Raw genomic sequence first — 25650 nt, 5'->3', positions numbered from 1 at the left:
CATGAAAACCATAACAAAAAACAAAAAAGCAAGACACGATTACCATATCCTAGAGACCTTTGAAGCAGGCATAAGCTTGCAGGGTACGGAAGTGAAAAGTCTCCGGGCGGGACGTGTTAACCTGAAAGATAGTTATGCCAATATTTATGAAGGTGAAATATATCTGGAGGGTGTACATATAAGTACCTATGAACAGGGCAGCTATATGAACCATGAACCAGAGCGTAAAAGACGTCTTCTTATGCATAAATATGAGATTCGGAAACTGTTGGGCAAGGTTAAGGAAAAGGGTTTGTCCTTAGTTCCTCTTTCGATGTACTTTAATGATCATGGCAAAGTCAAAGTGGAATTGGCCTTGGTAAAAGGGAAGAAGCTTTACGATAAACGTCATGATTTAGCCAAAAAACAGGCTAGTCGGGATATCGAAAGAGCGTTTCGTGATCGGCAAAAATAAATAAGATAAAGCAAAATCTGAAATATTTCGGATTTTGCTTTTTTTATGCAGGATTTTCGAGATAGGCGACGAATAGGAACTAAGACATACACACGTATATACAACTATAGCTACCTACTTACTATGTAGTTGTAAATGCAATCCAAGGAGGAAATATGAAGAAACTATCGCTGATACTTGTTGCTTTGATGCTAATTTCTGCGTTTGGTCCAACCACAGGGGCTTTCGCCGCTGATAACGAGACTGCAGAGCTGGTTTTGTTACAGACTACAGACTTGCATGGTTATATGGTGCCTTATGATTATTTCTCGGGTAGTACGAATAAAAAAGGCTCATTGGCTCGGGTTGCTACATTGATTAACCAATACCGAGATGAGAACGACAATGTGATGCTTTTTGATTCTGGTGACACAATTCAGGGAAGCTCACTTGCTTATTACTGGGGTGTTAAGAATCCTACGGCAGACCTACCAGATGTGGAAAATCCTTTTGCCTACGCTCTGGAATATCTAGATTATGATGCTATGGTTTTGGGCAATCATGAATTTCAAAACGGTTTGGAAGCACTGCATGATTTTGTAGATGATGCAGACTTTCCAACACTTAGCTGTAATACGGTTTATGCTGGTACGGAAGACTTAGTGTTTGAACCGTATGCGATTCTAGACAAAGAACTTTCAAATGGAGAAACCATTAAGGTTGGTGTTTTGGGTGTGACCACTCCTGGCTGGTATCCATGGTATGGTAGCAAGATTGATTATGAATATGAACCGTTAGATCAAGTGGAAGCAGTCGAAAAATATGTACCTATGCTTGAGGCAGATGGTGCGGATGTAATTGTTCTACTTAGCCATTCTGGTTTAGGCTATAAGATGGTAAATGGTGAGATGGTGATGGATAATCGTTTGGCAGGCGTCAATGAGGACTTTCCTGTTGAAAACGCAGTAGACCAAATTGCCAAAACGGTTCCTGGAATCGATGTAATTATGTATGGACATACTCATACTACGAACGTAGCCTATATTACCAATGAAGTAAGTGGTGATGACGTATTGGTTGTTCAAGGCAAACAACATGGAAGAGGCCTGTCCGTAACTCGTCTTGAATTGGAAAAGATGAGTGATGGTTGGGACGTTGTAGAAGCTACAGCTGAAACGGTTAATACAGATAATAAGGATGCCTACGTTGAGCCGGATGCAGACTTCATGGAAGCAATGTCTTTTTATCATGATGCAACAGTAGCTTATATGGAAGAAAATATTGCTGGGGCTACGGATGTTGAAATCACTTCACGTGGTTCTAGAATTACAGACACCAACATGATTCAGTTGATTACGGATGTACAGACTTGGGCTGTTGAAAACTCTGAGCTGAATACAGAAGCCATAGAGAATCCAATTCTATCGATGGCAGCACCGTTCCGTTATGGAGCTGCTGGCCCAGACGATTATACAGATATTCCAGAAGGTGAGATCTCTCTTGCCGGTGTTGGCAATATTTACCTTTATGATGATATTTTAGTAGCCATTGAAATTAGTGGATCTGATTTGAAAGCGTATTTGGAGCATGCTTGTCAAAACTTTAACCAGATTGTACCTGGTAGTGGAGATATGCCACTGATTAATCCTGATTTCGAAGGTTATTACTTTGACCAAATCGATGGCGTGGATTATGTGATTGATGTTACTAGACCCTTGGGAGATAGAATTGTATCTCTTACCTACAACGGTAGTCCAGTTGCAGCCGATGATGTATTTACGTTAGCGATGAATAACTACCGCGCTGGTGGTGGAGGAAACTTCCCTGGAACTGGTTCAGGACAGGCTACAGTTCTTTATGATGAAGGCGCTGAGACGAGAGATTTCTTAAGCGACTATATCATGGAAAAAGAAGTGATTATGACCGAGGCTGACCATAACTGGACTTTGGCACCTAATTTCTTGAATCACTGGGCTGATGATTATGTTTATGATTTGTTGAACAATGGATTTAGCACCGCAGATGATGAAGGTACTTTTGACCTAAATGGTAGTGCAGATGCAGCTAGATATTTAGATAATTTGAACCGTTTCTTAGATGTAGAAATAATGGCTGAGGTGAGTGGAGAAATCGAAAGAGATGATGCGATAGCTCTTTTAGCAGACGCTCTTGAAGCACGTGGCCTTGCCATGGGAGATAACGCTCCCATCGTATTCTCTGATGTAAGTGATGCAGATACGGCAGAAGATTTAGCTTATCTGACCTCCTTGGGATTGATTTCTGGAACGGGAGACAGCCAGTTTGCACCGAATAGACCAATGAATAATGCAGAAATGAATGTAATTTTCGCTAAGGCGATGACTCTTTTAGACATTCTCTAGTTTTTTCATATAACCCCCAAATAGTAACAGGCCTTGGACTTTGTCCTAGGCCTGTTATTTCTTTGTCTGAAAAATAGTTTTCTTCGAAAATGCATGCAACAAGGATTGCCATGAACTAGTTCTCATCAAGAGGGATGGGTACCCGGCGAAACAGTATAAACCCGGTGGCAAACAATAATACGAGACTTAATATGCCAAAGCGGGAGTTACCAGTCACTTGCGAGAAGACGCCTACCAAAAGTGGTCCCATGATGGCAGCAAACTTGCCAAAGATGTTGTAGAAGCCGAAGAATTCATTGGAATGTTCCTTGGGGAGCATTTTCCCGAAAAAGGAACGGCTGAGTGCTTGTATTCCACCTTGGCTGGTCATGACCAATATAGTAAGAACCCAAAAATGAATGACACTGTTCATGAAATAGGCATAGAAACAGATAAAAGTGTAAAGCAAAATGGCAAAGGAAATCATGGATCTTGCACTAAATTTTTTGGCTAGTTTACCAAATAAGATGGCAAAGGGGAAGGCGATAAATTGGGATACTAGCAAAATAAGCAACATATCGGAACTTTTTAGCCCAACGTCACTGCCATATACGGTTGCCATCTTGATGATGGTATCGACACCATCAATATAGAAGAAATAGGCAATCAAGAACATAAAGATATTTTTATGACCCCGAATATTTTTGATTGTTTTACTAAGTCTTTTGAAGGAGTTTCTTAGTGGCCTGGGTTCAGGTTCAATGAAGTAATTTTGCTGTACATTTTTCATCATGGGTAGAGAAAAAATGAACCACCAAGAAGCAGTAATCAAAAAGGATAAACGAGTTGCCTGTAGTGCGCTCGTACCGATTGCATCTGGATTCATTATGAGTACAAGGCTGATAATGAAGGGAATGCAGCTACCGATGTAGCCGAACCCGAAACCGAGTGAGGAAATCCAGTCCATATTTTTGGTCTCGGTTATATCTGTTAGAAAGGAATCATAGAAAATATTGGCACCAGCAAATCCAATGGCACTGAGGATGTATAAGAGTACGCAAAGTTGCCACTGGCCGGGTTGGATAAAGTATAGGGATGCGGTAAAGAGAGTGCCTAGAAGCATAAAGAGCGTGAAGAGACGTTTTTTGTATCCACGGTAATCTGCCATGGTTCCTAGAAAAGGTGCGGAGAGTGAGATGACTAGCGTGGCAAATGCGTTGGCATATCCCCAATAGGCTGTTGAGAGGGCGCCTGGCAATGAAGCTGCTATCACGTCCTTGAAATATAAGGGCAAGATGGCTGTCGTGATGGCAATTGAGTAGGCGGAATTAGCCCAGTCGTAGAGTATCCAACTGCGTTCCTGTTTGGTCATAGATATCCCCTTTCACTTCTTACTTCTATTATAGCAGGTAAAATGTAATGTAAGCTGAATATTCCTTTACGTTGATGACAAGTAATGCTTGCTGCTTGTAGGAGGGCTAGCATATGGTTTAGAATAGAAAGAAAAGGTAAATGGTGGGGGAAAGATGGAAGAGAAAAGATCGGCTTTGCTCGTGATAGATATGCAAAATGATTTTATAGATCCCAAGGGACCGTTTGCAAGTCGTGATGCGGAAGGAATGCCAACTACACTGGTGACGAATGTTCTTTCCTGTATTGCAAAAGCTCGTGAAAAAAATATGCCAGTGATTCATATTTATCAAGAGCATCGGGCTGGGTTGGTGGACTTTGGTCGCGAACTGGATTGTTCTTTACCGCATTGCATTGAAGGAACCTGGGGGGCTGAAATAATCCCGCAAATAAAGGTGGAACCGACTGATTTTAAGGTGGTTAAGAGACGGTTTTCTGGTTTCTTTGCAACGGATTTGGATTTGCTTTTGAAAGGCTTATCGGTAGAGACGCTTTACTTATGTGGCATTGCTGGGGATGGATGTGTGCGGGCTACAGCGGTGGACGCTCATCAGTTGAACTATAAGTTTCATCTGATTGAAGATGCGGTGGCAGGTCTTACCCGCGATAGTTGCATGTGGGCTCTTAATTATTTAGAGACGCTCCAAGAAGATGTGTTGTTGGCTTTGGATGAATTTTAGAAAAGGATTGATGGTGAGACGATAATGCCTGATTTTATGACTCATAGTTTATTTGCAATGGATTCTTTGAAATTGTTGCCGAAATATAGAAAAATAGAAGGAACAGAACATAATGCACTATTGACCTTAGGAGCACAAGGAGCAGACCCCTTTTTTTATTTTGGTAAGCAACCGTGTCGGAGTACGAAGGGGTATCCGGAATTGGCGGGAATCCTTCATACCGAAAAAACAGATGAATTTTTAGTCAATCTTTGGCAGTTTGTGAAAGAGGGAAAAGCGGATACCACAGAACGTTTTTCCTATGCTTGGGGATTTACTGGTCATTATACCTTGGATACCCAGTGCCATCCTTACGTATATGCTCAGGCAGGTTTTGCCTTTAATGGAACTGCTAAAACGGATGAAATGACTTCCAATCACATGATTCTTGAGGCCAATATTGATGCTTTGCTTTATAACAAAAAGACAGGTAAGAATATTAAAAAGGTGAAATTGTGGGAATGGATGCCAGACACTCTGCCAACCTGTTTGGATCAATTTTATGGGCGAATTTCTGAAATGTATGACTATTCTACCTACCAGGAGGGTGATTTCGAACGGGCTATGAAGGATATGAAGCTGGCACAGCGTTTTCTCTATGATCCGCAAGGATGTAAGGAGAGTTTAAGTAGGATGCTTGCGCGGATCAAAGGAAGAAGTGTATATATTGGCAAACCAGTTTATCCTACCTTGAAATATGTGGAGTCACTAGATTGTATGAATGAGTCTCACCAAAAGTGGAGTCATCCTATGGATGAAAATAAGCTGTCGCAGGACTCATTTGTCGACCTTTATGACCAGGCTTTGGTAAGAATGGCAGCGTATTGGCAACATATTGAACTGTTTCTGAAGGGGGAGGGTGATTTGGATGCCGTGTTTGAGGGTTACTCTTATGATACCAAAATAAGATGGGATAGTGCGGAGAATAGGAAAAAGGTTTCTGGTCCAGGATTATTGCAGGGAAGGCTATAGGTATCACTAAATCGGAAAAGATATTTCAAAAAAAAAGAGGATGCTAAGCATCCTTTTTTTTGTAGTCTTCTCTTACAATGAGTAGTAACCCTGAGCCGATGGAGATAAACCCTAGTACCTTAAAGAAGGTGAAGGGTTCTTTGAAAATAAGGTAACTCAAAAGTACAGCAATAACCAATTCAAAGTTGGCAAGGATACTCGCTTTGCTAGCAGCCATATACTTCATTCCGTTAACATAGAAGTTGTTGGGAATGAAGGTATTGAAAAAAGCCATCAGGATTACCCCGGTCCATTTGGCTGGGCTGATCAGATAGGACTGAGGGCCGGCTACAATAAATGAAGCAATAAGCAATATTAATCCCCCGATGAAGAGGCTATAGAAATTGATGACGGGTGTGGAGTATTTGGATAGTCCTTTTTTAGTCAGTATACTCCATAAGCCATAACTGAAACCTGCAAGAATACCGAACATGACGCCAAGTTTGTTAAAGTTCAGTTCTTGGGATGAACGGGTAATAAAGTAGCAACCTAGTAGAGTTAAAAAAAGAGCGATAATTCTTTGCCAAGTAGGCTTTTCCGCGAAAAAAAAGATGGAAAGCACCGTTACGAAAGCTGGCGCGGTGTAAAGCAATATACTTGCTGTGGCAACACCTGCGTAGAAGATCGCATAATTAAGACAAAAGTGGGTTACCGCGATAGTTAATAAACCAAAAATAAGGAAATACAGATAATCTTCTTTTTCGAGTTTTAGACTTTTTGGATTGGTTACCAATATGTAGATAAAAAACATCAGAGCGCCCAATAGGATCCGCATAGCTGCTAGTGTAACTGGATGGATGCCACTGTTCATTAGGCCTTTGCCGATGGTACTTTGTGTGCCGAAAAAGAATACGGCCAAAAGTACTAAAGCATAGCCCTTGCTTATATCTCTCATCCAAGGTTTTCCTTTTGCCATAGACAAATTTTCTTAAGTAAGGGAACGCAATTGGATTCGATGATGTTGGTGCATTTCTCGCTTGGATATTCTTCTTCGCGGAAATTGATTCCTGTTATATCCCGGCACATAAGCGTTCCAAATTCTTTTTCGCAATAGTCTAAAAATTCTAGGGCTAAGCGGTCGGCTTCTTCACAGGAATCTTCTAAACTATGTTTACCATGCATGATACCGATTAGCATTAGTGTTCCACTTATAGCACCACAAATATGTCCCAGGCTCTTAATTCCCCCACCAAAAACCGAGGCGACGGCTGGTGTGCAGTCTGATGTAAGTCCAAACTCATCCATACCCGCTTGTAGGATGGCTTCAGAGCAGCTGTATCCGTTATGAAAGTAGTAAAGGCAGTTTTCAATTATATCTTTTTTCTGTTCCATGTTGTTCTCCTTTATGTTACTAGTTATATCATCATATTTTACCATGATATATATTATATGCGAAAGAACTATCCGAAGATGACTGAGAGAAAATATGGTTATGAAATACACTTCTAGTTAAACGTATACATTTTATCTATTGGATGGGAAGGGATATCGTGGTAAACTATGAAAGTTAGTAACTAAAGGTTTGAATCAGATATTGAATAACTATTAGGAAGAGAAGGCATATTATATGAAGAAGAATGTGGAAGAGCATGGAACACAGGAAACAACGACATCAAAGGAATTTAAATATAAGGTGAAGGGATTTATTGCACTTAGTCTTTCTGTAATTTTCTTTAGTGCAGAGAGTATTATGGCAAGTGTGGTGATGACTACTGGTATAAATCCGTTGACTCTGTCGGTCATAAAGGTAACGCTAGGTTTGCTGATGGTTGGCATAGTGATGCTTGTTGGGAAGAAGAGTTTCCATTTGGAAAAACGAGATATCTTAGGTTTTGTGGCCTTTGGATTTATCGCAGTTAGTGGAACGACTTCCTTGTTTATGACGACAATAAAGTTAACCAATGTTAGTACGGCTATGCTGCTACTGTATACGGCACCAGCATTTACTTTGATTATGGCGGCACTTTTCTTGAAGGAAAAGATTACTCGGGTAAAGTTAGTGACTGTACTGATGACGATGTTGGGTACAGTCCTAGTGGTTGTGGGCTATAATCTAAGCGTTGTGGACATGAATCTTTTGGGCGTTATGACAGGGCTTTTGGCAGGGGTTGCTTACGCAATTCATGGGATGATGAATCGGGTATTCATTAAGCGTTACGGCCCTTGGACAATAAACTTCTATATTTTGCTATTCGGTGCCTTGGGCCTTATGATCCTTAAATCGCCTTGGGCCATAGTTGCTGAGGGACTTCCACCAATGAGCAGTGTCCTTTGGATTGGTGGACAGGCCTTGATGGTCTTTGTCTGTGCCTATACATTATTTATTGCGGGCTTCAGGTACCTAGAGGCCGGGGTTGGTTCTATTTTGACTAGTGCACAACCTGCTGTTGTAGTGCTGATGGCAGCTGTGTTTTTGCATGAAAAACTGTATTCTATTCAGACAATCGGTCTGGTACTTATGATGTTGGCAATGGTAGTAATTGCGAAAAGCGAACAGAATTAACACCCATACATAATTTTGTTTTGCACGGATTGTGTGCTATAATTCTAAGAGCATCAGGGGATGCATTGGGCTTCGACGGGGGAATTTAGACCTTGACTGCCAGGGGGTGTTCCATTTGACCCGAAATCGGTGGAAAATATTTAAACGCTAAAAGCGATTACGCTTTAGCTGCCTAATTAGGCGGCTTGTCAGCCCGGGTGGTCCTACGAACTCGGAATCTGGCATCAACTTAGTAGGAAACCTTATGGGGGCTGTCTCATACCCATATTGTACTTAGAGGCTGGTCTGTTGTTGGTTTGTCGGTGGACGCTCAGCAGATAAGACCCAATCATCGACTATCCTGGTAGACGTCATTGTTGACGTTCTTTCGGACGGGGGTTCGACTCCCCCCATCTCCACCAAATCAAATACCATCTATTGATAAAAGGAATTTTGTCAGCAGGTGGTTTTTTGTTTGTCAAAAAGTGCTTGATTTAAGCCGCTTTCGGGCTTTGTGCTTTTCGCCTTGTAGCAATAGTTGGTGTTTTAGAGTTGCCGTTTTCGGAGGATACTTGACACAAACTTGTGGCTGCCAAGTGCTTACTTTTAACGATTTGACCTCTGGGGGTGTGCATCTTTTAACGATTTACCTTGTAATCGTTAAAAGATACTGTTAAGGAAAAAAAAACAGCCCGCCGATTGGCGAGCCGTAAATAGTTGAATGTTAAGCTGTGACTTCCGAGCCGTTTTTGAATCTAAATGTCATTGCGCCATCTTGGTTGACCGTCACTTGGTCGATTACAGCAAGCCACAGTTTTTCGTCAAACTCAGCTATGGCAAGCGGTCGGCTCTCAATGTCTTTGATGAAGCCTTCGATGATTTTGCCCTTGCCAAGGCGCTCTCGCTTGATCGCTTCCAACTCATCGACTTGCTTTGAAGCTTTATGGTGGCGTTCGAGATAGGCGTTGTTACGCTCCGTCCATTCCTTCTGGTCTACCGCCGATCGGGCATTTTCATAAATTGCCTTTCTGGATAGTTCGGTAACAACCTCAATCTCACGGAACAATTCGGCAAGTTCTGTATCAATTGCCGTGGTGTCACAAAAGACATTTTGAGCAAGTCGGCAGTCTTCAATCAGCTCATCGCGGTTATGCATTAGTTGATTGAATGCGGCTAAAAACCTTTCCTTGATCACTTCCTCGGTGATATGTGGCGTCTGGCATCCCTTTCCGGGGTTTCCGAGCCGTTTGTATTTATCATTACACTGCCAAACTTCTTTGCGGTAGGTCTTGTCGCCCTTATAACTGCCCCAGACCTTTTTGCCGAAGCGACCGCCACAATTCGCGCAGATAAGTCGGGACGCAAATATACTCGTGCTGCTCGTGGGTCTGCCGAGGTTCTTACGTCGCTCGATTTCAAGCTGAACGGCGTCGAACTCATCAGGTTCGATAATGGCGGGATGGCTGTTCTCGACGTAATACTGCTGAACCTGTCCTTCGTTCTTGACCATTTTCTTCGTGAGGAAGTCTGCACAGAAAGTCTTTTGCAGTAGGGCATGGCCTTTATATTTCTCGTTGGTCAGGATTGATTGAACCACCGCCGTTTGCCACGTTTTCTTACCTGCAGGTGACGGAATGTTATGACATTCGAGGTGTTTGGCAATTGCCGAGAATGTCTTGCCCTCCATGTAGAGACGAAAGATGAGGCGAACAATTTTTGCTTCGGCAGGAACTATTTGCGGTAGGCCGTCCTCACCTTTCTCGTAGCCAAGGAATTGTTTGTACGGAAGGCTGACCTTGCCGTCCGCCATTCGCTTGCGCTGACCCCAAGTCACATTCTCTGAAATGGAGCGGCTTTCTTCCTGCGCCAAACTGCTCATAATTGTAATAAGTAACTCGCCTTTGGAATCCAGCGTATAGATGTTCTCTTTTTCAAACCAGACTTCCACGCCTTTTTCCTTGAGTTTGCGAACGGTTGTGAGACTATCTACTGTGTTTCTGGCAAAGCGACTGACTGATTTTGTGACGATGAGGTCTATGCCGCCCTCCAGAGCATCAGCTACCATCTGATTGAAGCCATCGCGTTTCTTGGTGGTGACCGCAGAAATCCCTTCGTCCGTGTAGACGGTCACAAATTCCCAGTCTTCTCGGCTCTGGATGAATTTTGTGTAGTAATCAACCTGCGCTTCATAGCTTGTAAGCTGCTCGTCGCTGTCGGTGGAAACCCTTGCGTAAGCCGCCACGCGACGCTTGACAGCGTTCGACTTTGACTGCGCCGACAAAGCTGGAGCGGTGGCAGGGATAACTCGTATATTAGCCATTGTCCGTACCTCCCAGCGCCCGTTCTCTTGCGGTTTGCCGCATCTCGTCAGTCCAGCTCTCTCGTCGGGAGCGATTTTCCCATGTAGATGTTTGCTTTGTGCCGTCTTTAAAAGTAAATACCAGGACGCCGTCGTCGGGGACTGCTATCGCTGTGATCTTCCCCGATAATACATCGGGGTCGTACACAGCAAGCCCTAACACTTCGGTGCATTTCTCTTTGAGTATGTCCTCGGGTATTCGCTTGGCGGCACATTCGTGCTTTCCTCGGTAAGTGTAGGTAGCGCAAGCCCAAACCACCTTGGCATATTTTGTGCCCACGCCGCTTACCTTTTTGCGGAATTTTGCTCCACACTTTTTACAGGTGATTAGTCCCGAAAATTCGCTGAATGTCAGCTTCCGGGGATGATTAGCTTTTGCTGCCCGCCGGGCCATCTCAATCTGAACCGCCTCGAAGGTCTCGCGGTCGATAATAGCTTCATGTGAACCCTCGACATAGTATTTCGGCAGCTCACCGCTGTTTGACTTCCATTGCTTTGTAAGGTGGTCAGTGATAAAGCCTTTTTGCAAGCACGTATCACCGATGAATTTCTCGTTCCCCAGAATAGAGCCTATGGTGCTTTCTGACCAGCGACCACCGCACTTGGTGGGTACTCCGAGCCGAATCAGCTTCTTCATAATCGCATTTTTACCAAGTCCCGATAAATAGTCAGCGAATATCATTCGCACGACCTCGGCTTCTTCAGGAATAATGGTTAACTTGAAGTCCTTATAGTCAAACCCGTAAATGCGGATGTTGTTGGAGGGCTTGCCCTCCTTGAAATCTTTTCTGATACGCCACTTTTGGTTTTCGCTGACAGAGCGGCTTTCCTCTTGTGCGTAGCTTGCAAGGATGGTGAGCATTAACTCTCCGTCTCCTGAAAGTGAGTGCAGGTTTTGTTCCTCAAAATATACGCCGACGCCGAGATTCTTAAGTTCCCGTACAGTTTCAAGCAATGTGACTGTATTTCTCGCAAAGCGACTGATAGACTTCGTGAGGATGAGATCGATGCGTCTCGCACGGCAGTCGGCAAGCAGTCGCTGGTATTCATGTCTTGAATCCTTCGTGCCGGTTTCCGCTTCGTCGGTATACACGCCGACATACTCCCATCCAGGTTTGCCCTGTATCAGATTGCTGTAGTAGCTGACCTGAGCGGCAAGGGAATGGAGCATTTCATCTTTACCGCAGGAAACACGAGCGTAGGCTGCGACCCGTTGTCTGGTCGGCAATGGCGCCGTTTGTTCAACTTTTGTTATCTTTCTGCCCATAATGGCCTCCTTTCGCATTACCATATATCACTCTTTTTTCCTTACATAGCAAGTCATTTTCGAGGAATATACTGCACGAGGATAAACCATACTTTTGGGCAAGTATTGCATCTATTGACTGCAGGTCATCATCAGAAATGATGCCATTGGTGCGCCAGTTTTTAAACACCGCCATAGCTGACTTGTAGCGGAGGATTGCTTCGTCTTTACTCATGGCAAGCCCTCCGTGACTGCCCAAAACAGGCGCGGGAACAGTATCGCCGACGTGCGTTACCATAGCTTTCAAACTCCGTGCCACAGATCGGGCATACGAAATGATATAAGGCTCTGCGGTTCACGGCCTCAGGGTGTGCCTTCCACCAAGCCATACGGCACTTGTCCGAACAGAACCGTTTCTGCTTAGAACCCCGCATGTGCTGAAGTGGAATTCCGCAGTTGGCACAGGCATCAGTATCTACAGGTAGTTCTTGGTTTATCGAAACGCTGATGTTATTTCGGCGGCAGTAGGACTTGACGGTATTTTCGGATATACCGAGATCGGCGGCGATAGCGGCATAGCTGTCACCTTTGCCGCGCAAGTATTCAATTCGTTCTTTTTGAGCAGTAATCATATGATTTCCTCCATTCGGAGGGGAAATGAAAAGAGCCCCTCTACCGTCTACAGACAGAAGAGGGGCACTTGCGTACCGGCATATACTGGTTATTCGGTTTTGATGAAAGCATCCGTAAATCCCGCCGCCTTGACCCTTTTTAGCATGGCATCAGCATTGGCTTTGATGGCGTAAGCACCGACTTGTACACGGTATAGCTTTTTCGGTTCAGTTGGGGTGGGAGGTTTTGAAGGTTCTGTTGCCGTGAGTAGCCTTTTGACCTCTGCTCTAAATGTATCCATTGACTTGCCGTGCTTCGGAAACCAGTGACCTGGATCGGCATGGTTACTGGCGATGCCGCGTTTATGCCCCTCGTAATGACCGATAATAACGCCATCCGCCATCGGGTCGAGATTATACTCCTTGCAGAGATAGGCACACAGTTCGGTGGCTTCCTTGTAGACTGCGTTGAAATAGACTTTGTCTGTCAGGCCATCCTCGCAGATTTCAAAGCCGATGTGCGTATCATTGACGGAGCCTTTTGAGCCGGAAGCCCCATGCCAACCGCGATGATTCCACGGCAGTGTCTGATAGGTAGCGATACTCCCATCAGCCAGTTTACCTATAAAGCCATGTACGCAGACCTGCCGACCGTCCGGTTTGTCCTGATTCCAGTGGTTGTTATATTGATTCTTGCCAAGCAATCCATCGTCCGGACCCACATAACGACGCAGATTCGGATTGTTCGCGCCGGTGGAGTGAACCATAATGCCTTTGACAGTAATAGTCCTGCCAGCCTTGTAGCAGGCGTTGTTTGTGAATATCAATTTTCGTAGATTCATTTCTGTTCATCCTTTCCATGAAGCTGTGCCAGCACATCTTTTAACTTTGCAGGCACGGGTAACCCAATAGCCGTGGCATTCTCAACGAGAGAAATTCCCTCGTTAGCAATGTAGAAGAAGATAATCGCCGTCCGAAGTGGTGCTCCCGTGCCGCCGAGCAGATAGGTGTCGATGAGATGACCAATGCCGACCACAAGGAATAGCGCTACCTTCTTGGCGATACCCTGCGCTCCGATTCTGCTGGACAGTTTCTTCTCCACAATTGCCCGAAGCACGCCCGTGATGTAGTCGACGACCACGAAGGCGATGAGCGCATAAAGGAAGCCGTCCAATCCGCCCAAAAACCAGCCAAGCGTACCTCCAATGGCTGCAAATGCAACCTGAATCCAGTTCCAAATCTCTTTCATTTTCGTTTTACCTCCTGTTTTTTCGCATAAAAAACGCCTGCTGAATATGCAGGCGCGAATGCCAATATGAATGATTACTCCTTAACTCTGTTTCGGGAGTGCCTCCCAAAGCCGCAAGTCTTCCTGACCGAGTGACCATAGGGCAAAACCACGCAACCGCCATCGGTATGCCGCTTCATTTGCCCAGTAGACAATCGAGTCCACGTCTTGGTAGTAGACAATTCCAAAACCATCCCCATCACCGAGGAATACCCTCGAACACCAGACGTTGATGTCGCGTGGCGTAAATTTTGCCGTGTAGTCAGCGTTGCATGGAATGTATAGCATTGCTGAATGCACGAAGTCATAGTCCATAGAGATATCCTCGCTTCGGGTAGCGGATTCCTCCACATCTGAAGTAAGTGTGAATACCTCGAATTCACTGTCCCATGTCACGCTACTCCGGGCGATTCTGCCGTAGTTTTCGGTAGTACCGTTTGGCATCGTCACATCAAAGGCTTCATACGGCTCGTAAGTCCATGCATCGCCCAAACGAAGCAGTTCACACTTGATTTCATTATCCGAGCGAATTCCGCAATAACCACTTGCTGGTGATACCGTGGAAGTGAAGCGGAGGGTGTTACTGTTACCGGAATAGACCCTCACATGGTTGCCGCGTTTCCTCATTTCAATGAGATACATATTGGGGTTTGTGCGGATGTCGGTGGCAGGTGTTTTAGAGTAAGCTGCGCCATAACTGCCGAGCAAAATAGAGTCTTGATAGAGTTCCACTCGCTCAGTGTCGATGTTGATACAACAGAAGATGTCGCCGATAAATACCCCGGCGCGCCCGCTTCCGTTATGAGGGAAAGCAAGCCGTGCTCGAAGGTGAATGTCGGAGAAACCGTCATATCTCCAGGCAAGCTGGCCACTACCTTCGAGCTGTGAATAAACCCTGCCGGACGCATATTCATCGCTTCGCCAGACTGCCCAACTGCCTGAAAGTGTAGTCCAGTAAGTGCTTTGCAGCGTGATGGGGTCTCGGAAGTCCTCATACCACACCAGAGCCGAGTCGGGTTTTCGCCGCAAAATCTCGGTGGTCAGCTTGAAGCCTTTGTCCGGCACAGCCATATTCCCGTTCACGTCCTTGAAGCTACGAGGAGAGAGTTCAAAGGTAGCCGAACCTGCCGAGGGCTGTTCAGAAAACGATGAGCAAAGACGAAAGCCAAATAACTGCGCACCCACCACACCGCCATCAACGGTGATGGCGTGTTCTCCTGCCGACAAGCTGCGTCCTTTGGCAAGAATCGCCCAGAAGGTGCTTCTCCAATACGGCCACCATAGGCGGTTTTCGTAAAAGCCGACCGGGGAACCGTCAAGGGAGATGTTGATACCGTTCTTATCCCAATACGGATAGCAGATACGGACGGCGATATCATAAATTCCCGATTGCGGAACGGTAAAATCGTAGGTCGCTGTACCCATTTCGGATGAGAGTGTAATCATGCCGTTGCCGATCACCACGCCCTCTGTGTAACTATCCGGCTCGCCGTCACGGTCAATATATATTGTGCCAAACTCTGCCTTTTGTGTTTTGCCGTAGCAAGTTAAGTATCGACGGCGGTTGTATGTTTCCCCGGTTATAGGGGCTTCTCGACTGGTTGCATCGCCACCTTCAGCATAATCGTAGACTTGAGGGAGCATATACGGCACTTGGTCGTAATCGTCCCAGTAGGCAAGCCACGGTATCATCGGCTGCGGAGGAGCATTACCCGTGAAGTTATAGCCGCCCTCCGCCCATATTTTGGCGGCGTAATAGGTAAGCGACACGCCACGATACGTCTGGCCGAGGTCGGCAGGGTTTGTATATATCTGCCACTCCCAACCGTAACCCGGTAAACCCATATAGATCTTTTGCGGATTCATTACTCTGGCGGCATAATCATAAACACCGACAAGCCAGTCCCGTGGAGAGACAGGACCCGGTGCGCTGCCTGCCCAGGCCATACCGTATGACATAATTGCTGCCGTGTCACAGTAAGCATCGAGATCGGCATAAACGCACCAATTCTCGCCGCCGACTGAGCCTTGGACGCCCGTCATACCGGGCAAACAGATATTGACCAGCTTGGCGGGATTGTACGCTTTAACGGTTTGGTAAATGTCGCTGAAGAGAATATTTGCCGCATCCTTGTTCTCATATCCACCGCCGCGTTCCAAGTCGATATCCACACCGGCACACCACGGATATTTCTGCATGATACGCACTAATTCGGAGAGAAACTTCGTCTTTGCGCCACTTTCGTTATTTCGTAGAGCAGTGAAGATAGAAGCTGCGCCGTGGTTCATTACAGTGAGAAACCACCGCACTTTAGGCCATTTATTGATGTACGGCATCATGCCGGATATAGGCGTTCCTGTTTCGGTTATCGTTCCTGTTATGGCCACCTCGAAGGTGAAGATGCCGACGGCTTCATAGCGGTCACCGTAATTGTTCAAGGCCTGGTGCATTCGGGTGTTTCCCATGAACGACCATATCATGCACTTCTTGCCCTTAAGATAATCCTTACTCATAAGCGCGGATCTCCTTCCATCATTTCTACATATTCGAGGTAGACCCTCGCTGATTTTCCGTTTTCCAGCTTCACGTGGTGCTTGCTGTCGTAAGCGGCGGTATATTGGTAAAATCCATCCTTTAGCGTGGGATTGCCATTTCGCAGACATTCCCTTACCACAGCTTTTAAGGCAAATTCATCACCCGCATTTACCGCCGATGTAAATTTGCACTTATGCGAACCCATACCTTGTGAAATTTCAATGCTTCCCGCCGCCATTGGCTGTTTAGGATAGATATATAAGTCAAGACCCGCCGAGGTTTCCCCGGTGTTGAAGAGAACGAGGGTCGCGCCGCCACGCACCACGGCATTTTGGTAGCGAGGAGCATTCCCGCTACCTTGAAGCATGGTCGAAGTGTGCGGTGTATAGCCTGTCAGTTTGTCGCCCTCCTGAAGCTGAAGGTCGGTGAAGTAAATCTCGCCCGTGCAATCGGCGATGAGGGGACGGAGGGTTACGCTTACAATTCGCTTTTCCTCTTTGAGTTTTAGTACTTCCGCAAAGCGGATGAAGTTGTTGATTATCTTTGCCACCTCCTCCGAAAACGGTGCATAGCTCAAATGCGAGTGTGTACAAATGCTGAATTTGACAACATAGCCTATTTATTTTATAATGAAAACCAATCTATATTTGGAGGCTTGAATACACCTATGAGTGGAATCTTTCGGACTCGTCAATAAGGTGCACTAAACAAACGGAAGCGTAAAATACTCTTTGCCTAGGACCCCATTTGATGGACAGTAAAAATTCGCATACAATAAAACTAATAAAGAAAAGGTTGAGGTGTATACGAAATGGGAAAGAGATTTTCGGAAGAATTTAAAGTAGAAGCAATTAAAAGAGTATTAGCAAATGCTGGAAGTCAAAATCAAGTAGCAGAGGATTTAGGAGTTCCTACATCAACCCTCTCGGGTTGGATGAAGCAGTATAGAGAAAATCCTACTAAAGGGATAAAGGCTTCTTTAAAGCCTAGTGAAGCTGAACTAGAGCTAAAGAGACTGCGAAAAGAAAATAGGGAGTTACAAGAGGAGAATGAGATTCTAAAAAAAGCGGCAACCTACTTCGCGAAAAATCAAAAGTAAAACGATTTTTCTTTATCCGGGATCATGCCAAAGAATTTAGTATAGCGAGGATGTGTAAGGTTCTTAGAGTATCTAAGAGTGGTTATTATGCATGGATAAAACCCAAGAAAAGTGCTACAGAAGAAGAGAATGAAGCATTAGAAAAAGATATCTTATTAGTCTATGAGAAGTCCAGAGGCGTATTTGGCTGGAAAAAGATACGCAAAGCAATTTTGAGAATGCCCCTTAAAGACCGAAACTTCAAAGGATCTGCAATTAATCACAAAAGGATACAGAGACTCATGCAGAAGCTAGGAATCCAGAGTAAGGTTTGCAAGAAATACAAAGCTACTACCAACTCCAAGCATAGTCTTCCAGTAGCTGAAAACCTTCTAAATAGAGAGTTCCAGGCTGAGAGACCCAATGAGAAGTTAGTGTCAGATATTACCTATATTGCCACAGAAGAAGGGTGGCTCTACGTAGCGGCGATTAATGACCTCTATGGGCATTATAATATCGGCCTTTCCATGTCTACTAGGATGACGAAGCAACTAGTCATATCGGCTCTTGATGACGCTTACAGAAGAGGTGGTAAGCCTTGTAATACAATCCTACACAGTGATCGAGGGTCGCAATACTGTTCCTATGCTTATCAGGAGAGACTTAAGAAATATGGTTATACCTGCAGCATGTCCCGCAAGGGAAACTGCTGGGATAACGCCCCCATTGAATCATTTTGGGGGAAAATGAAAATGGAATGGTTAAATGACTATCGCTTTAAAACGATAGAAGAAGCCAAAAGCAAGGTCTTTGAATACGTCATGATTTTCTATAATAGGCAACGGATTCATGAATCCAATGATTATATTACTCCCGAAGAGTATTACCATGGTTATCATAAATCTGAGATCAAACCAACGGTATTGGCCAGTTAAGATACTATATTATTTGAGGATACATTGAAACAATTAGAACAAGTTTCTGTGTTTCTAGATGAATCTAGGAAGGTTAAGCTTTTACTTGTTAGAAGAAAACCCTTATAATCATTAAATTAGATCATTTTTATAAATCTACGAAAACTAGCGAATATGCGAGAAAATAGTGTCTATTTTAAAGGGAACGGTTCACTTCCTTTAGTTTTGTGCACTTTTTTTCGACCCGAATAGAATCGAAAGAGGTGTATTTTTTATGTCCAAAAATAGAAACCAAGGGCAAAATCCGCCCATTTGTGTATCCCAAAATTACCTGACCAGCTACAAAACAATAAAAAAATTGCTTCATAAAACCAGTATCACCGCAGGTGATCATGTGATTGAAATAGGCCCCGGTAAAGGCCATATTACTGGTTTACTCCTTGAAAACTGCCAGAAAGTAAGCGCTATTGAAGTTGACAAAAAGCTTTATGGAAGGCTTCTTGAAAAATTCAGTGATGCCGAAAACCTCGACCTTTATCATCAGGACTTCCTGCAATGGCGGCTTCCTGCTTCTGTGGACTATAAGGTTTTTGCAAACATTCCTTTTTTCCATACCACCAGCATATTGCGCAAGCTGACGGAAAGCAAAAACCCACCAACAGAAGCATGGTTAACGATGGAAAAGGGTGCGGCCAAGCGTTTCATGGGAACCTCGCGTGAAAGCCTGCGGTCACTCATGATAAAGCCAGTATTCGATCTTGAAATCGTCTACCATTTTCGCCGGGAGGATTTTCATCCGAAGCCCGGCGTAGACGTGGTATTGCTCCATCTGAATAAAAAGGCACAACCAGATGTATCGCCAGTCCAATGGCTTGCTTACGAGCGCTTTGTCTCAGCCGGCCTACGAAGCAATGGTGCCGAATTACGACGCATGTTTACAAAAAAGCAGTTGTCCAGAGCATTTCGAGAAGCTGGCATACATGGTTACGCCTCTGGGGAAATGCTTTATGTGCAATGGCTCTGCCTTTTCCGATGCTACTACAAGCATGTACTTCGCAAAGACTGAATCACCCATCCAGTGTCCACCTAATTTCACAGACGTGGCCGACCCAGCCTGTGGCGACGATACCTGCTTGCAACATTAGATCAGTGAAGAACACCTCTCCAGTACAGTTCTGTATAACAAGACGGATGGTGATGGAGCGCAGCCTGCCGTAGCCTTTGGGTGAAGCGTCTCGCGCCACTTGTTGAAAAGATACCATGTGAAATCACCGCCCTCTCAATACAAATCAATAAATCGTGTTTCGGTCGTCCCGTCCTCGTATTCAAATACTACCTCGATACCGACCTGTCCATTTGCACCCTTGTTCAGATTATCTGAGCCGATTTGAGCCGAAATAGTGTAGTTACGTCTTGATGCTGGATAGACTGTTTGCGCCATGCTTTTGGTCATATCCGCCACACCAACTGCCTTAAAGGAAGCTGTACCGGATACACCGTTTTCAGTATCCACTACAAAGCCGCTATTTTGCCAATAGGCGAAGCCATCATCGGCTCTGCTGTTTCGCAGATGGTTGAACGGTACCATATCCTTGATTTCCTGCCCGATGAGATTGCTTTGGTCGAACTGGTCGGCAATCGTTGCTGATGAGGAATCGCCAAGTTCTCTGAGTTTTGTGGAGAGTTCCAATACGGTTTTCCACGGCTCTTGAAGGTTATACTGGCGGCGTATAATTCGTGTTTTAATGGTCAGATTCAAATCCCTGTCGTCAACGGTTACAATATCACCCAAATTCCAGCGCTCGTGTTCATAGCCTGTCAATACGGACAAATCCATCGCCGAGAGGACATAGGAAACGCGGGGCTTTGCGTACTCAGCAAGCCGCATATTGGTAAATTCAAGCATCTGATAGGGGTTCGTAAAACTGGAGCAGTCGAGTGTCGCTACCCGCACCTCGCTTGAATAGGTTAAGTCCTCCAGATATTCCTTGCCGCCGTTAATGGCACTAAAGGTCATGCCGTCTTTACCGATGGCGTAGAGTCGCGTAACAAGGGATCGAGTATCGACTACACGCTTAATCCCCGTCAAGTTTTTGCGGTAGGCAAAGAGCGCACCGCTGTCTGTCCCGCTGAATGTCAGTAAGTCCACTCGCCTGTCCCGGCTGTGGAATACCAAATCGCCACCATGGATGTTCTGCACCATCCGCAGGATGGAGAGTGCGTTCTTTTCTTGGCATTCCCATGTTCGAAGGGTGATCACATTTACCGTGCCGACTTCCCAGCCTGTGCCCGCAAGCGCAAACGCCATCGGGGCAGCGGGCAGGTCGGCGTTGAATTCAATCGGTTGTTTTTCTGCAGAAAAAGTCAGGTCATAGAATGCCGCTTCAGCATAGACCGTTGTGAGTATGCTGTTGCCATCCGAACCTTTTTCATCCGTCATTGTCCGTATGCGGTAAACATCCTCAGCAATCTGCACCTGCTTCTCGTTGTCAAGCGTCGCCCGCTTCGGGTCACTGTAGGGCAGCTTGAATTCCAAGGTGTCCGCTCCGTTGATCTCGCCCGTAACAATGATGTCGTAAGCATTCTCCAGAACTGTTTCCCACGATCCGTTCCCGTCCAAAACAACGGGGCGGGCAAAACCCAGTTTCTCATACGGAGATTTGGGGATATCATGAAGTGTGATATCGAGCAGCTTCGGCGTGACCGTCGTATCGCTGGTGCTGAGCGTTACCCTGTAACGGATATATGAGCGATTCGGTGAGGACAGTTCGCCGTTCGTGCCAACTGTCTGCCATGCCGACCAGTCCTGTAAATCATCTGAGGTTGATGTTTCTATCAGTGAAATGGACGTGACGCCCGCCGTGTATTCGCTTGTTGCCGATACCCGACCGCTCCCGGCAAGGTTGCATTCGGCAGCAATCGTCGTCAGTTGGCCGCTTTCGGGGTAGAGATTATCAATGCCTTTCCGTAGGGTAACAGCTCCCGGCTCAGTTAGCGCATCCACGTTACCCGAAGTATCTCCGCCATTGGCAAGCATCGCCTGACGGAAATAGTGAATCAAATCATCAATAGTTAAGTCGCTGTCTGTTTCAAAGAACCACTCGTCCAAGCCACCTGCGTAGTAATACTGGTTTGCGTGCATTCCCATGACGATATCCGCCGTACAGGATGGATTCAATGTACCAGTAAATGTCCGCAAGGGGGCTGTCCACACTACACCGTCGGCACGGTTGCACAGAACTATCTGAGATGTTTTGTCCGTCGCATTTATGATGGCAGAGAGGAAATACCAACCACCATTGACCATGTTGAATCCAGGTGTTTCGGTTTGGTCAAGGATAAGCGTGCCCGCCGAATTATAGAGCATCATTCGCGGCCGCCCTTGATAGAGGGAAATATATAAAATTGGCTGACCGGGTCCTTGCCTTGTATTGAAAAGCGGAATGAAGTTCTGCCCGACAGAATAGGTGGTCGGATTTACCCAACCGCCGACGGCAATTTTATCACCGAGATAAGAAAAGAATGTACCGTCGTTGGTGGCGACAAGGTGCGTCTTTTCTGTGGTTGGGTTGTTGATGTTTATGCGAAAATACCGCCCAAACCTGCCGTTTAGTAAAGAGGCTGTTGTGCCGCTCCAGCCGGAGACAGTAAAATGTCGTCCGTTGCCGGAGGAGTCTGTAAGGCGGGTATCGCTGTCCGGCGTGGATTCGTTGAAACGCCAGAGTGCGGATGTTTTTTCGGTTACAGGGATCTCGCCTGTAAAGTCTGTTTGAGAAGTCAATATGGATTTTACCGCCATGTCCTCACCTCCAACGGCTCTTCGCCTGTATTTGCAGTTCTGTAAAGGTCGCACCGATTGCCGTAATGGTTACGCTGTTCGCTCCTTTGCGAAGAATTGGAAAATTCAACTCTTGAAGCAGCGGCAGACCATTTCGGAGCGTTTCGCCCGTGCCGTCTACCACCTTGGCAGTAACCAAACCGCTGTCGATGACAAGGGTTTCCCCGGCAGCCAGCACACCGATAACGCGAAGTTCTTCGTCATTTGTTTTCAACGACACATAGGTTGATGCCCCTGATGGAATGATGCCTTTCAAAAGGAAGACAGGCAAAGAGTCTGTATTGCCTTTACTCCTCGTGACCGCATTCGCGCCTGCTTGGGTTAGCGTAAAACCCTCGTCCGTCAAAGCGTAAGCATGTGGGTCGGGGCAGACGAAGTTCAAGTCAAATGCACCCGCTGAGCGAATAAGCCGTTCACAGTTCACTTCCGTCTGAAGTCGCGCTGTGAAATAGCGGTCGGCTACATCGTCAAGCACAAGCTGTTTCAGCCCTTTATCCGGGTCAAGCCATTCTGCCAGACCATCCAGAACTCCAACCAATGAAGCGAGGTTGTGCTTTGGAGCGATATTACAGCGAACGGTTATGACCCGCTCTGCGCTATCACTGCCAAAGTCTGCCACGCCGGGCTTGCCGGGTATGGAAACAAAGGAGTTGCGCAAGGGTGGCGAAGCCTGCCAAGAGGTCAGCCGAGCCTTGACGTTCATGCTTTGTGATGAGATTCCGTTGAAAATAAAGCCCACGCCAACACCTCCTTATGCCGGGCTAAACCGCCCCTGCGCCCGCGAGCCGGTTTGCATCAGGTTGTACAGTTCCTGTGATATTCTGCGGATGTCGTCCTCGCTGCGGACAATCATCTGCTGTATGTTGATGAGAGAAGGCATACCTGATACCGCCAAGCCGCCATAACTTCCTGTCACATCACCCATATTTATGCCGGGCGTATCAAAAGCGGTGGGGATAGCGTTCTGCATATCGTCGGCGACTTCATCCATCGCCCGTTCAAAGCCCACACCGATGCCCTGACCCATGTTTTCGCCAAGTCCGGCAAATAAGGTGGAGGGAGAACGGATACCGAAGAAGTTTTTAATGCCGTCGACGATCCCTCCGAAGAAGCCGGAGATTTTACCCCAAATCCAATCGGTGACGTTCGAAATACCCTGCCACAGCCCCTTGATAAGGTCGCTACCGACTTGCACGATTTTACCGATGTTACCGGTAAAGCCTTTCACGATAGCCGTAATAATCTGAGGTATCGCTTTTACGATTTCCACGATGATGGTTGGCAGGTTCTTTATCAACGCCACGAACAGCTGAATGCCCGCTCCCACAAGCTGCGGGATGCTCCCGATAATCGCCGTAATAAGCGATGAGATGATCTGTGGTATCGCCGCCACGATGGCAGTTATAATCTGCGGCAGGTTTTGAACCAACGAAATTAACAGCTGAATCCCGGCGTCAATAAGCTGGGGAATAGAGCCGAGGATCGCTGTAATTAAACCCTCGATAATTTGCGGTATAGCCGCCACAATTGCCGTGATGATTTCAGGCAAGGCGTCTACTAAGGACACCAGTAGCTGAATCCCTGCATCAATAATTTTCGGGATGGCCCCGATGATAAAATCTACAATGCCGAGGATGATAGCGGGCAGAGCAGCGATCAATTGGGGCAGTGCATCCAGGATTCCCTGTGCCAGTCCAAGAATCAGTTGAAGGGCGGCATCAAGTATCATAGGCAGGCTTTCCATCAAGCCTTGAACGATTGTGATCACAGCGTTCACCGCCGCCGGTATCAACTGTGGAAGTGCATCGGCGATGCCTGTAACGAGAGTGGTCACTAATTGAACCGCTGCATCAATAAGTAATGGAAGATTATCAATCAGCGCACCCACAATGGTCATAACAGCATCCACGGCAGCGGGGATAAGTTCGGGTAAAAGCGTTAAAATCGTTGTCAGCACCTGTGTGAAAAGGTCGACTACCGTAGCGAGCAGAGTCGGAAGCAAATCACCGATTGCCTGTAGTATCCCGTCAAGGGCAGGGGGCAGTGCTCTTACGATATTCTCAATAACTGGAACAATGTTTTTCACGACGTTCTGGAACGCTTCGACCACATTACCAATCAAAAGTCCTACATCAGCATTGGCATTACCCAAACCCGCCATCAAGTTGCCGATAGCCGATTGCATTCCCGCCATAGAGCCAGTAATTGTTTCCGTGGCTTCCAAGGCGGTCGTTCCTGTGATCCCCATTTCGGTCTGAATGACATGGATTGCTTCGGTCAAATCGGAAAATGAAGAGAGGTCGTATTTAATACCGGAGATTTTTTCGGCATCAGCCAAGAGCCTATCCATTTCAGACTTTGTGCCGCCATAGCCCAGTTTCAGGTTGTCGAGCATCGTGTAGTTCTGCTTGGCGAAACCCTGATAGGCATTTTGGATGGATGCGATGTCCGTACCCATTTTATTGGCGTTATCGGCCATATCCGTAATCGCCATGTCCGCAACCTGCGCTGCTTTTGCGGTATCGCCGCCGAGGGACTGGATAAGACTTGCCGAAAAGCCCGTGACGGTTTCCATATATTCGTTGGCGGACATACCGGCGGTCTTGAAGGCATTTTCGGCATACCCTTGAACAGACTGCGATGCCTCACCAAAGAGGGTATCCACGCCGCCGACCAGTTGTTCGTAGTCCGCATAGGCGGATATGACTTCTTTGCCAAGTTTGACGGCTGCGGCTCCGGCGGCAACAGCCACCGCGCCCATTGCCACACCAATGCCTTTGAGGATGCCGCCCAGCTTCTCGAACTTTCCGCCGGATTTTTCGGCGCTGTCGCCAGCGTCCTCCAGTTCCTCGCCAAGGTCGTCGGCTTCTTCCGCTGACTCTTCCAATTCACGCTCCATGTTGTTCAGTTCCGCGTTGGCGTTATTGAGAGCGATCTGCCAGTTTTGAGTGCGCCGATCATTTTCACCAAAGCTGTCGGAGGCGTTTCGAAGAGCGGCTTCAAGGGTGGAGATTTTGTCCTTCTGGGCATCGATCGCTTTATTGAGGACTTCGTTGCGAGCGGCAGTAGCTGCTATGGATTTATCCTGTTTGTCGAACTCGCTCGTTACCAGCTTCATTTCGCTACCCAGTACTTTGAACGACTGGTTTATATCTCGCAGTGCGCTTTTAAACTCCTTTTCGCCCTCGACGCCTATTTTCAACCCGAAGTTATCAGCCACTTAAAACACCTCCTCCCTCAAAAAAATTAGATGCCATCAGGGATGACATCTTCGATAAACTGTTCGTGCTTTGGTTTGGTCATTCCGAGGAACTGGCGATGGCATTCCCACAAGTCCAGCAATTGCCCTATCGGGGTGAGCCACG

The 25650-nt window shown here is 46.3% G+C and carries 20 protein-coding genes and 1 other RNA gene; 8 read left to right on the top strand and 13 right to left on the bottom strand.

The genetic code is table 11. The annotated features are described in order from the left end of the window. Position 1 precedes the first annotated feature (1 nt). Complete coding sequence (gene smpB / locus JR334_08080) at positions 2-454, top strand: SsrA-binding protein SmpB (protein QRN84926.1); 453 nt, start codon at positions 2-4, stop codon at positions 452-454. Between the two features lie 155 nt (positions 455-609). Beyond that, positions 610-2814 carry a 5'-nucleotidase C-terminal domain-containing protein gene (locus JR334_08075; protein ID QRN84925.1) on the top strand — a complete coding sequence of 735 codons (2205 nt, stop codon included), beginning with the start codon at positions 610-612 and terminating at the stop codon, positions 2812-2814. Positions 2815-2929: 115 nt separating this feature from the next. On the opposite strand, the gene JR334_08070 is transcribed toward JR334_08075, so the two are convergent. Next, entirely contained in the window at positions 2930-4165 is a 1236-nt protein-coding gene (locus JR334_08070; protein ID QRN84924.1) for an MFS transporter, read from the bottom strand. A 154-nt stretch (positions 4166-4319) separates the two neighbouring features. Between JR334_08070 and JR334_08065 the strand changes: the two genes are divergently transcribed. Both JR334_08065 and JR334_08060 read left to right on the top strand, forming a co-directional pair. Then, positions 4320-4883, top strand: coding sequence for a cysteine hydrolase (locus tag JR334_08065; protein ID QRN84923.1), 564 nt, complete (start codon positions 4320-4322; stop codon positions 4881-4883). A 36-nt stretch (positions 4884-4919) separates the two neighbouring features. After that, a complete protein-coding gene (locus JR334_08060) occupies positions 4920-5894 on the top strand; it encodes a zinc dependent phospholipase C family protein (protein QRN84922.1) in 975 nt (324 codons plus the stop codon). 43 nt (positions 5895-5937) lie between these two features. Here the strand turns inward: JR334_08060 and JR334_08055 are convergent, their stop codons facing one another. Continuing rightward, positions 5938-6828 (bottom strand): EamA family transporter, encoded by an 891-nt coding sequence (locus JR334_08055; protein ID QRN84921.1) that lies wholly within the window; start codon positions 6826-6828, stop codon positions 5938-5940. Further along, positions 6825-7265, bottom strand: a complete 441-nt coding sequence (locus tag JR334_08050; protein QRN84920.1) for a C_GCAxxG_C_C family protein — start codon at positions 7263-7265, stop codon at positions 6825-6827. The genes JR334_08055 and JR334_08050 overlap by 4 nt, the downstream gene beginning before the upstream one ends. Positions 7266-7500: 235 nt before the next feature. Between JR334_08050 and JR334_08045 the strand changes: the two genes are divergently transcribed. Both JR334_08045 and ssrA read left to right on the top strand, forming a co-directional pair. Then, positions 7501-8436 (top strand): EamA family transporter, encoded by a 936-nt coding sequence (locus JR334_08045; GenBank protein ID QRN84919.1) that lies wholly within the window; start codon positions 7501-7503, stop codon positions 8434-8436. A gap of 56 nt (positions 8437-8492) precedes the next feature. Next, positions 8493-8837: a transfer-messenger RNA gene (gene ssrA / locus JR334_08040) on the top strand. 302 nt (positions 8838-9139) lie between these two features. Here ssrA and JR334_08035 read toward each other — a convergent pair. The 7 genes from JR334_08035 to JR334_08005 all read right to left on the bottom strand — a co-directional run bounded on the left by JR334_08035 (position 9140) and on the right by JR334_08005 (position 17005). Beyond that, entirely contained in the window at positions 9140-10735 is a 1596-nt protein-coding gene (locus JR334_08035; GenBank protein ID QRN84918.1) for a recombinase family protein, read from the bottom strand. Further along, the gene (locus JR334_08030) at positions 10728-12041 is read right to left on the bottom strand and encodes a recombinase family protein (GenBank protein ID QRN84917.1); all 1314 of its coding nucleotides are present in this window, start codon (positions 12039-12041) and stop codon (positions 10728-10730) included. The genes JR334_08035 and JR334_08030 overlap by 8 nt, the downstream gene beginning before the upstream one ends. Beyond that, a complete protein-coding gene (locus JR334_08025) occupies positions 12016-12339 on the bottom strand; it encodes a hypothetical protein (protein QRN84916.1) in 324 nt (107 codons plus the stop codon). The genes JR334_08030 and JR334_08025 overlap by 26 nt, the downstream gene beginning before the upstream one ends. A gap of 402 nt (positions 12340-12741) precedes the next feature. Continuing rightward, complete coding sequence (locus tag JR334_08020; GenBank protein QRN84915.1) at positions 12742-13473, bottom strand: N-acetylmuramoyl-L-alanine amidase; 732 nt, start codon at positions 13471-13473, stop codon at positions 12742-12744. Continuing rightward, positions 13470-13880 (bottom strand): phage holin family protein, encoded by a 411-nt coding sequence (locus JR334_08015; protein QRN84914.1) that lies wholly within the window; start codon positions 13878-13880, stop codon positions 13470-13472. The genes JR334_08020 and JR334_08015 overlap by 4 nt, the downstream gene beginning before the upstream one ends. A gap of 81 nt (positions 13881-13961) precedes the next feature. Further along, positions 13962-16385: a glycosyl hydrolase gene (locus JR334_08010; protein ID QRN86896.1), complete on the bottom strand. Its 2424-nt coding sequence runs from the start codon at positions 16383-16385 to the stop codon at positions 13962-13964. A gap of 44 nt (positions 16386-16429) precedes the next feature. After that, positions 16430-17005 carry a hypothetical protein gene (locus JR334_08005; protein ID QRN84913.1) on the bottom strand — a complete coding sequence of 192 codons (576 nt, stop codon included), beginning with the start codon at positions 17003-17005 and terminating at the stop codon, positions 16430-16432. 261 nt (positions 17006-17266) lie between these two features. On the opposite strand from JR334_08005, the gene JR334_08000 reads away from it, so the two are divergent. Beyond that, a protein-coding gene (locus JR334_08000; GenBank protein QRN84912.1) for an IS3 family transposase occupies positions 17267-18468 on the top strand; the annotation gives its coding sequence in 2 pieces (ribosomal slippage) (positions 17267-17525 and positions 17525-18468; 1203 coding nt in all). A gap of 253 nt (positions 18469-18721) precedes the next feature. Further along, positions 18722-19513 (top strand): 23S ribosomal RNA methyltransferase Erm, encoded by a 792-nt coding sequence (gene erm, locus JR334_07995; protein QRN84911.1) that lies wholly within the window; start codon positions 18722-18724, stop codon positions 19511-19513. A gap of 213 nt (positions 19514-19726) precedes the next feature. Here the strand turns inward: erm and JR334_07990 are convergent, their stop codons facing one another. From JR334_07990 to JR334_07980, 3 genes are read right to left on the bottom strand one after another with little or no spacing between them, the layout of a single operon-like run. Beyond that, positions 19727-22246 (bottom strand): phage tail protein, encoded by a 2520-nt coding sequence (locus JR334_07990; GenBank protein ID QRN84910.1) that lies wholly within the window; start codon positions 22244-22246, stop codon positions 19727-19729. A gap of 4 nt (positions 22247-22250) precedes the next feature. After that, positions 22251-23024 (bottom strand): phage tail family protein, encoded by a 774-nt coding sequence (locus tag JR334_07985; protein ID QRN84909.1) that lies wholly within the window; start codon positions 23022-23024, stop codon positions 22251-22253. 12 nt (positions 23025-23036) lie between these two features. After that, entirely contained in the window at positions 23037-25505 is a 2469-nt protein-coding gene (locus JR334_07980; protein ID QRN84908.1) for a phage tail protein, read from the bottom strand. Between the last annotated feature and the right edge of the window lie 145 nt (positions 25506-25650).

This window comes from Clostridia bacterium (assembly GCA_016887505.1).
Classification (GTDB): domain Bacteria; phylum Bacillota; class TC1; order TC1; family UBA5767; genus UBA5767.
This window is presented reverse-complemented; position numbering and strand designations above follow the sequence as displayed.

Excerpts from the sequence above, each read along its gene's own strand:
- smpB (QRN84926.1), top strand. The coding sequence starts at position 2 with ATGAAAACCATAACAAAAAACAAAAAAGCAAGACACGATTACCATATC.
- JR334_08075 (QRN84925.1), top strand. The coding sequence starts at position 610 with ATGAAGAAACTATCGCTGATACTTGTTGCTTTGATGCTAATTTCTGCG.
- JR334_08070 (QRN84924.1), bottom strand. The coding sequence starts at position 4,165 with ATGACCAAACAGGAACGCAGTTGGATACTCTACGACTGGGCTAATTCC.
- JR334_08065 (QRN84923.1), top strand. The coding sequence starts at position 4,320 with ATGGAAGAGAAAAGATCGGCTTTGCTCGTGATAGATATGCAAAATGAT.
- JR334_08060 (QRN84922.1), top strand. The coding sequence starts at position 4,920 with ATGACTCATAGTTTATTTGCAATGGATTCTTTGAAATTGTTGCCGAAA.
- JR334_08055 (QRN84921.1), bottom strand. The coding sequence starts at position 6,828 with ATGAGAGATATAAGCAAGGGCTATGCTTTAGTACTTTTGGCCGTATTC.
- JR334_08050 (QRN84920.1), bottom strand. The coding sequence starts at position 7,265 with ATGGAACAGAAAAAAGATATAATTGAAAACTGCCTTTACTACTTTCAT.
- JR334_08045 (QRN84919.1), top strand. The coding sequence starts at position 7,501 with ATGAAGAAGAATGTGGAAGAGCATGGAACACAGGAAACAACGACATCA.
- JR334_08035 (QRN84918.1), bottom strand. The coding sequence starts at position 10,735 with ATGGCTAATATACGAGTTATCCCTGCCACCGCTCCAGCTTTGTCGGCG.
- JR334_08030 (QRN84917.1), bottom strand. The coding sequence starts at position 12,041 with ATGGGCAGAAAGATAACAAAAGTTGAACAAACGGCGCCATTGCCGACC.
- JR334_08020 (QRN84915.1), bottom strand. The coding sequence starts at position 13,473 with ATGAATCTACGAAAATTGATATTCACAAACAACGCCTGCTACAAGGCT.
- JR334_08015 (QRN84914.1), bottom strand. The coding sequence starts at position 13,880 with ATGAAAGAGATTTGGAACTGGATTCAGGTTGCATTTGCAGCCATTGGA.
- JR334_08010 (QRN86896.1), bottom strand. The coding sequence starts at position 16,385 with ATGGGAAACACCCGAATGCACCAGGCCTTGAACAATTACGGTGACCGC.
- erm (QRN84911.1), top strand. The coding sequence starts at position 18,722 with ATGTCCAAAAATAGAAACCAAGGGCAAAATCCGCCCATTTGTGTATCC.
- JR334_07990 (QRN84910.1), bottom strand. The coding sequence starts at position 22,246 with ATGGCGGTAAAATCCATATTGACTTCTCAAACAGACTTTACAGGCGAG.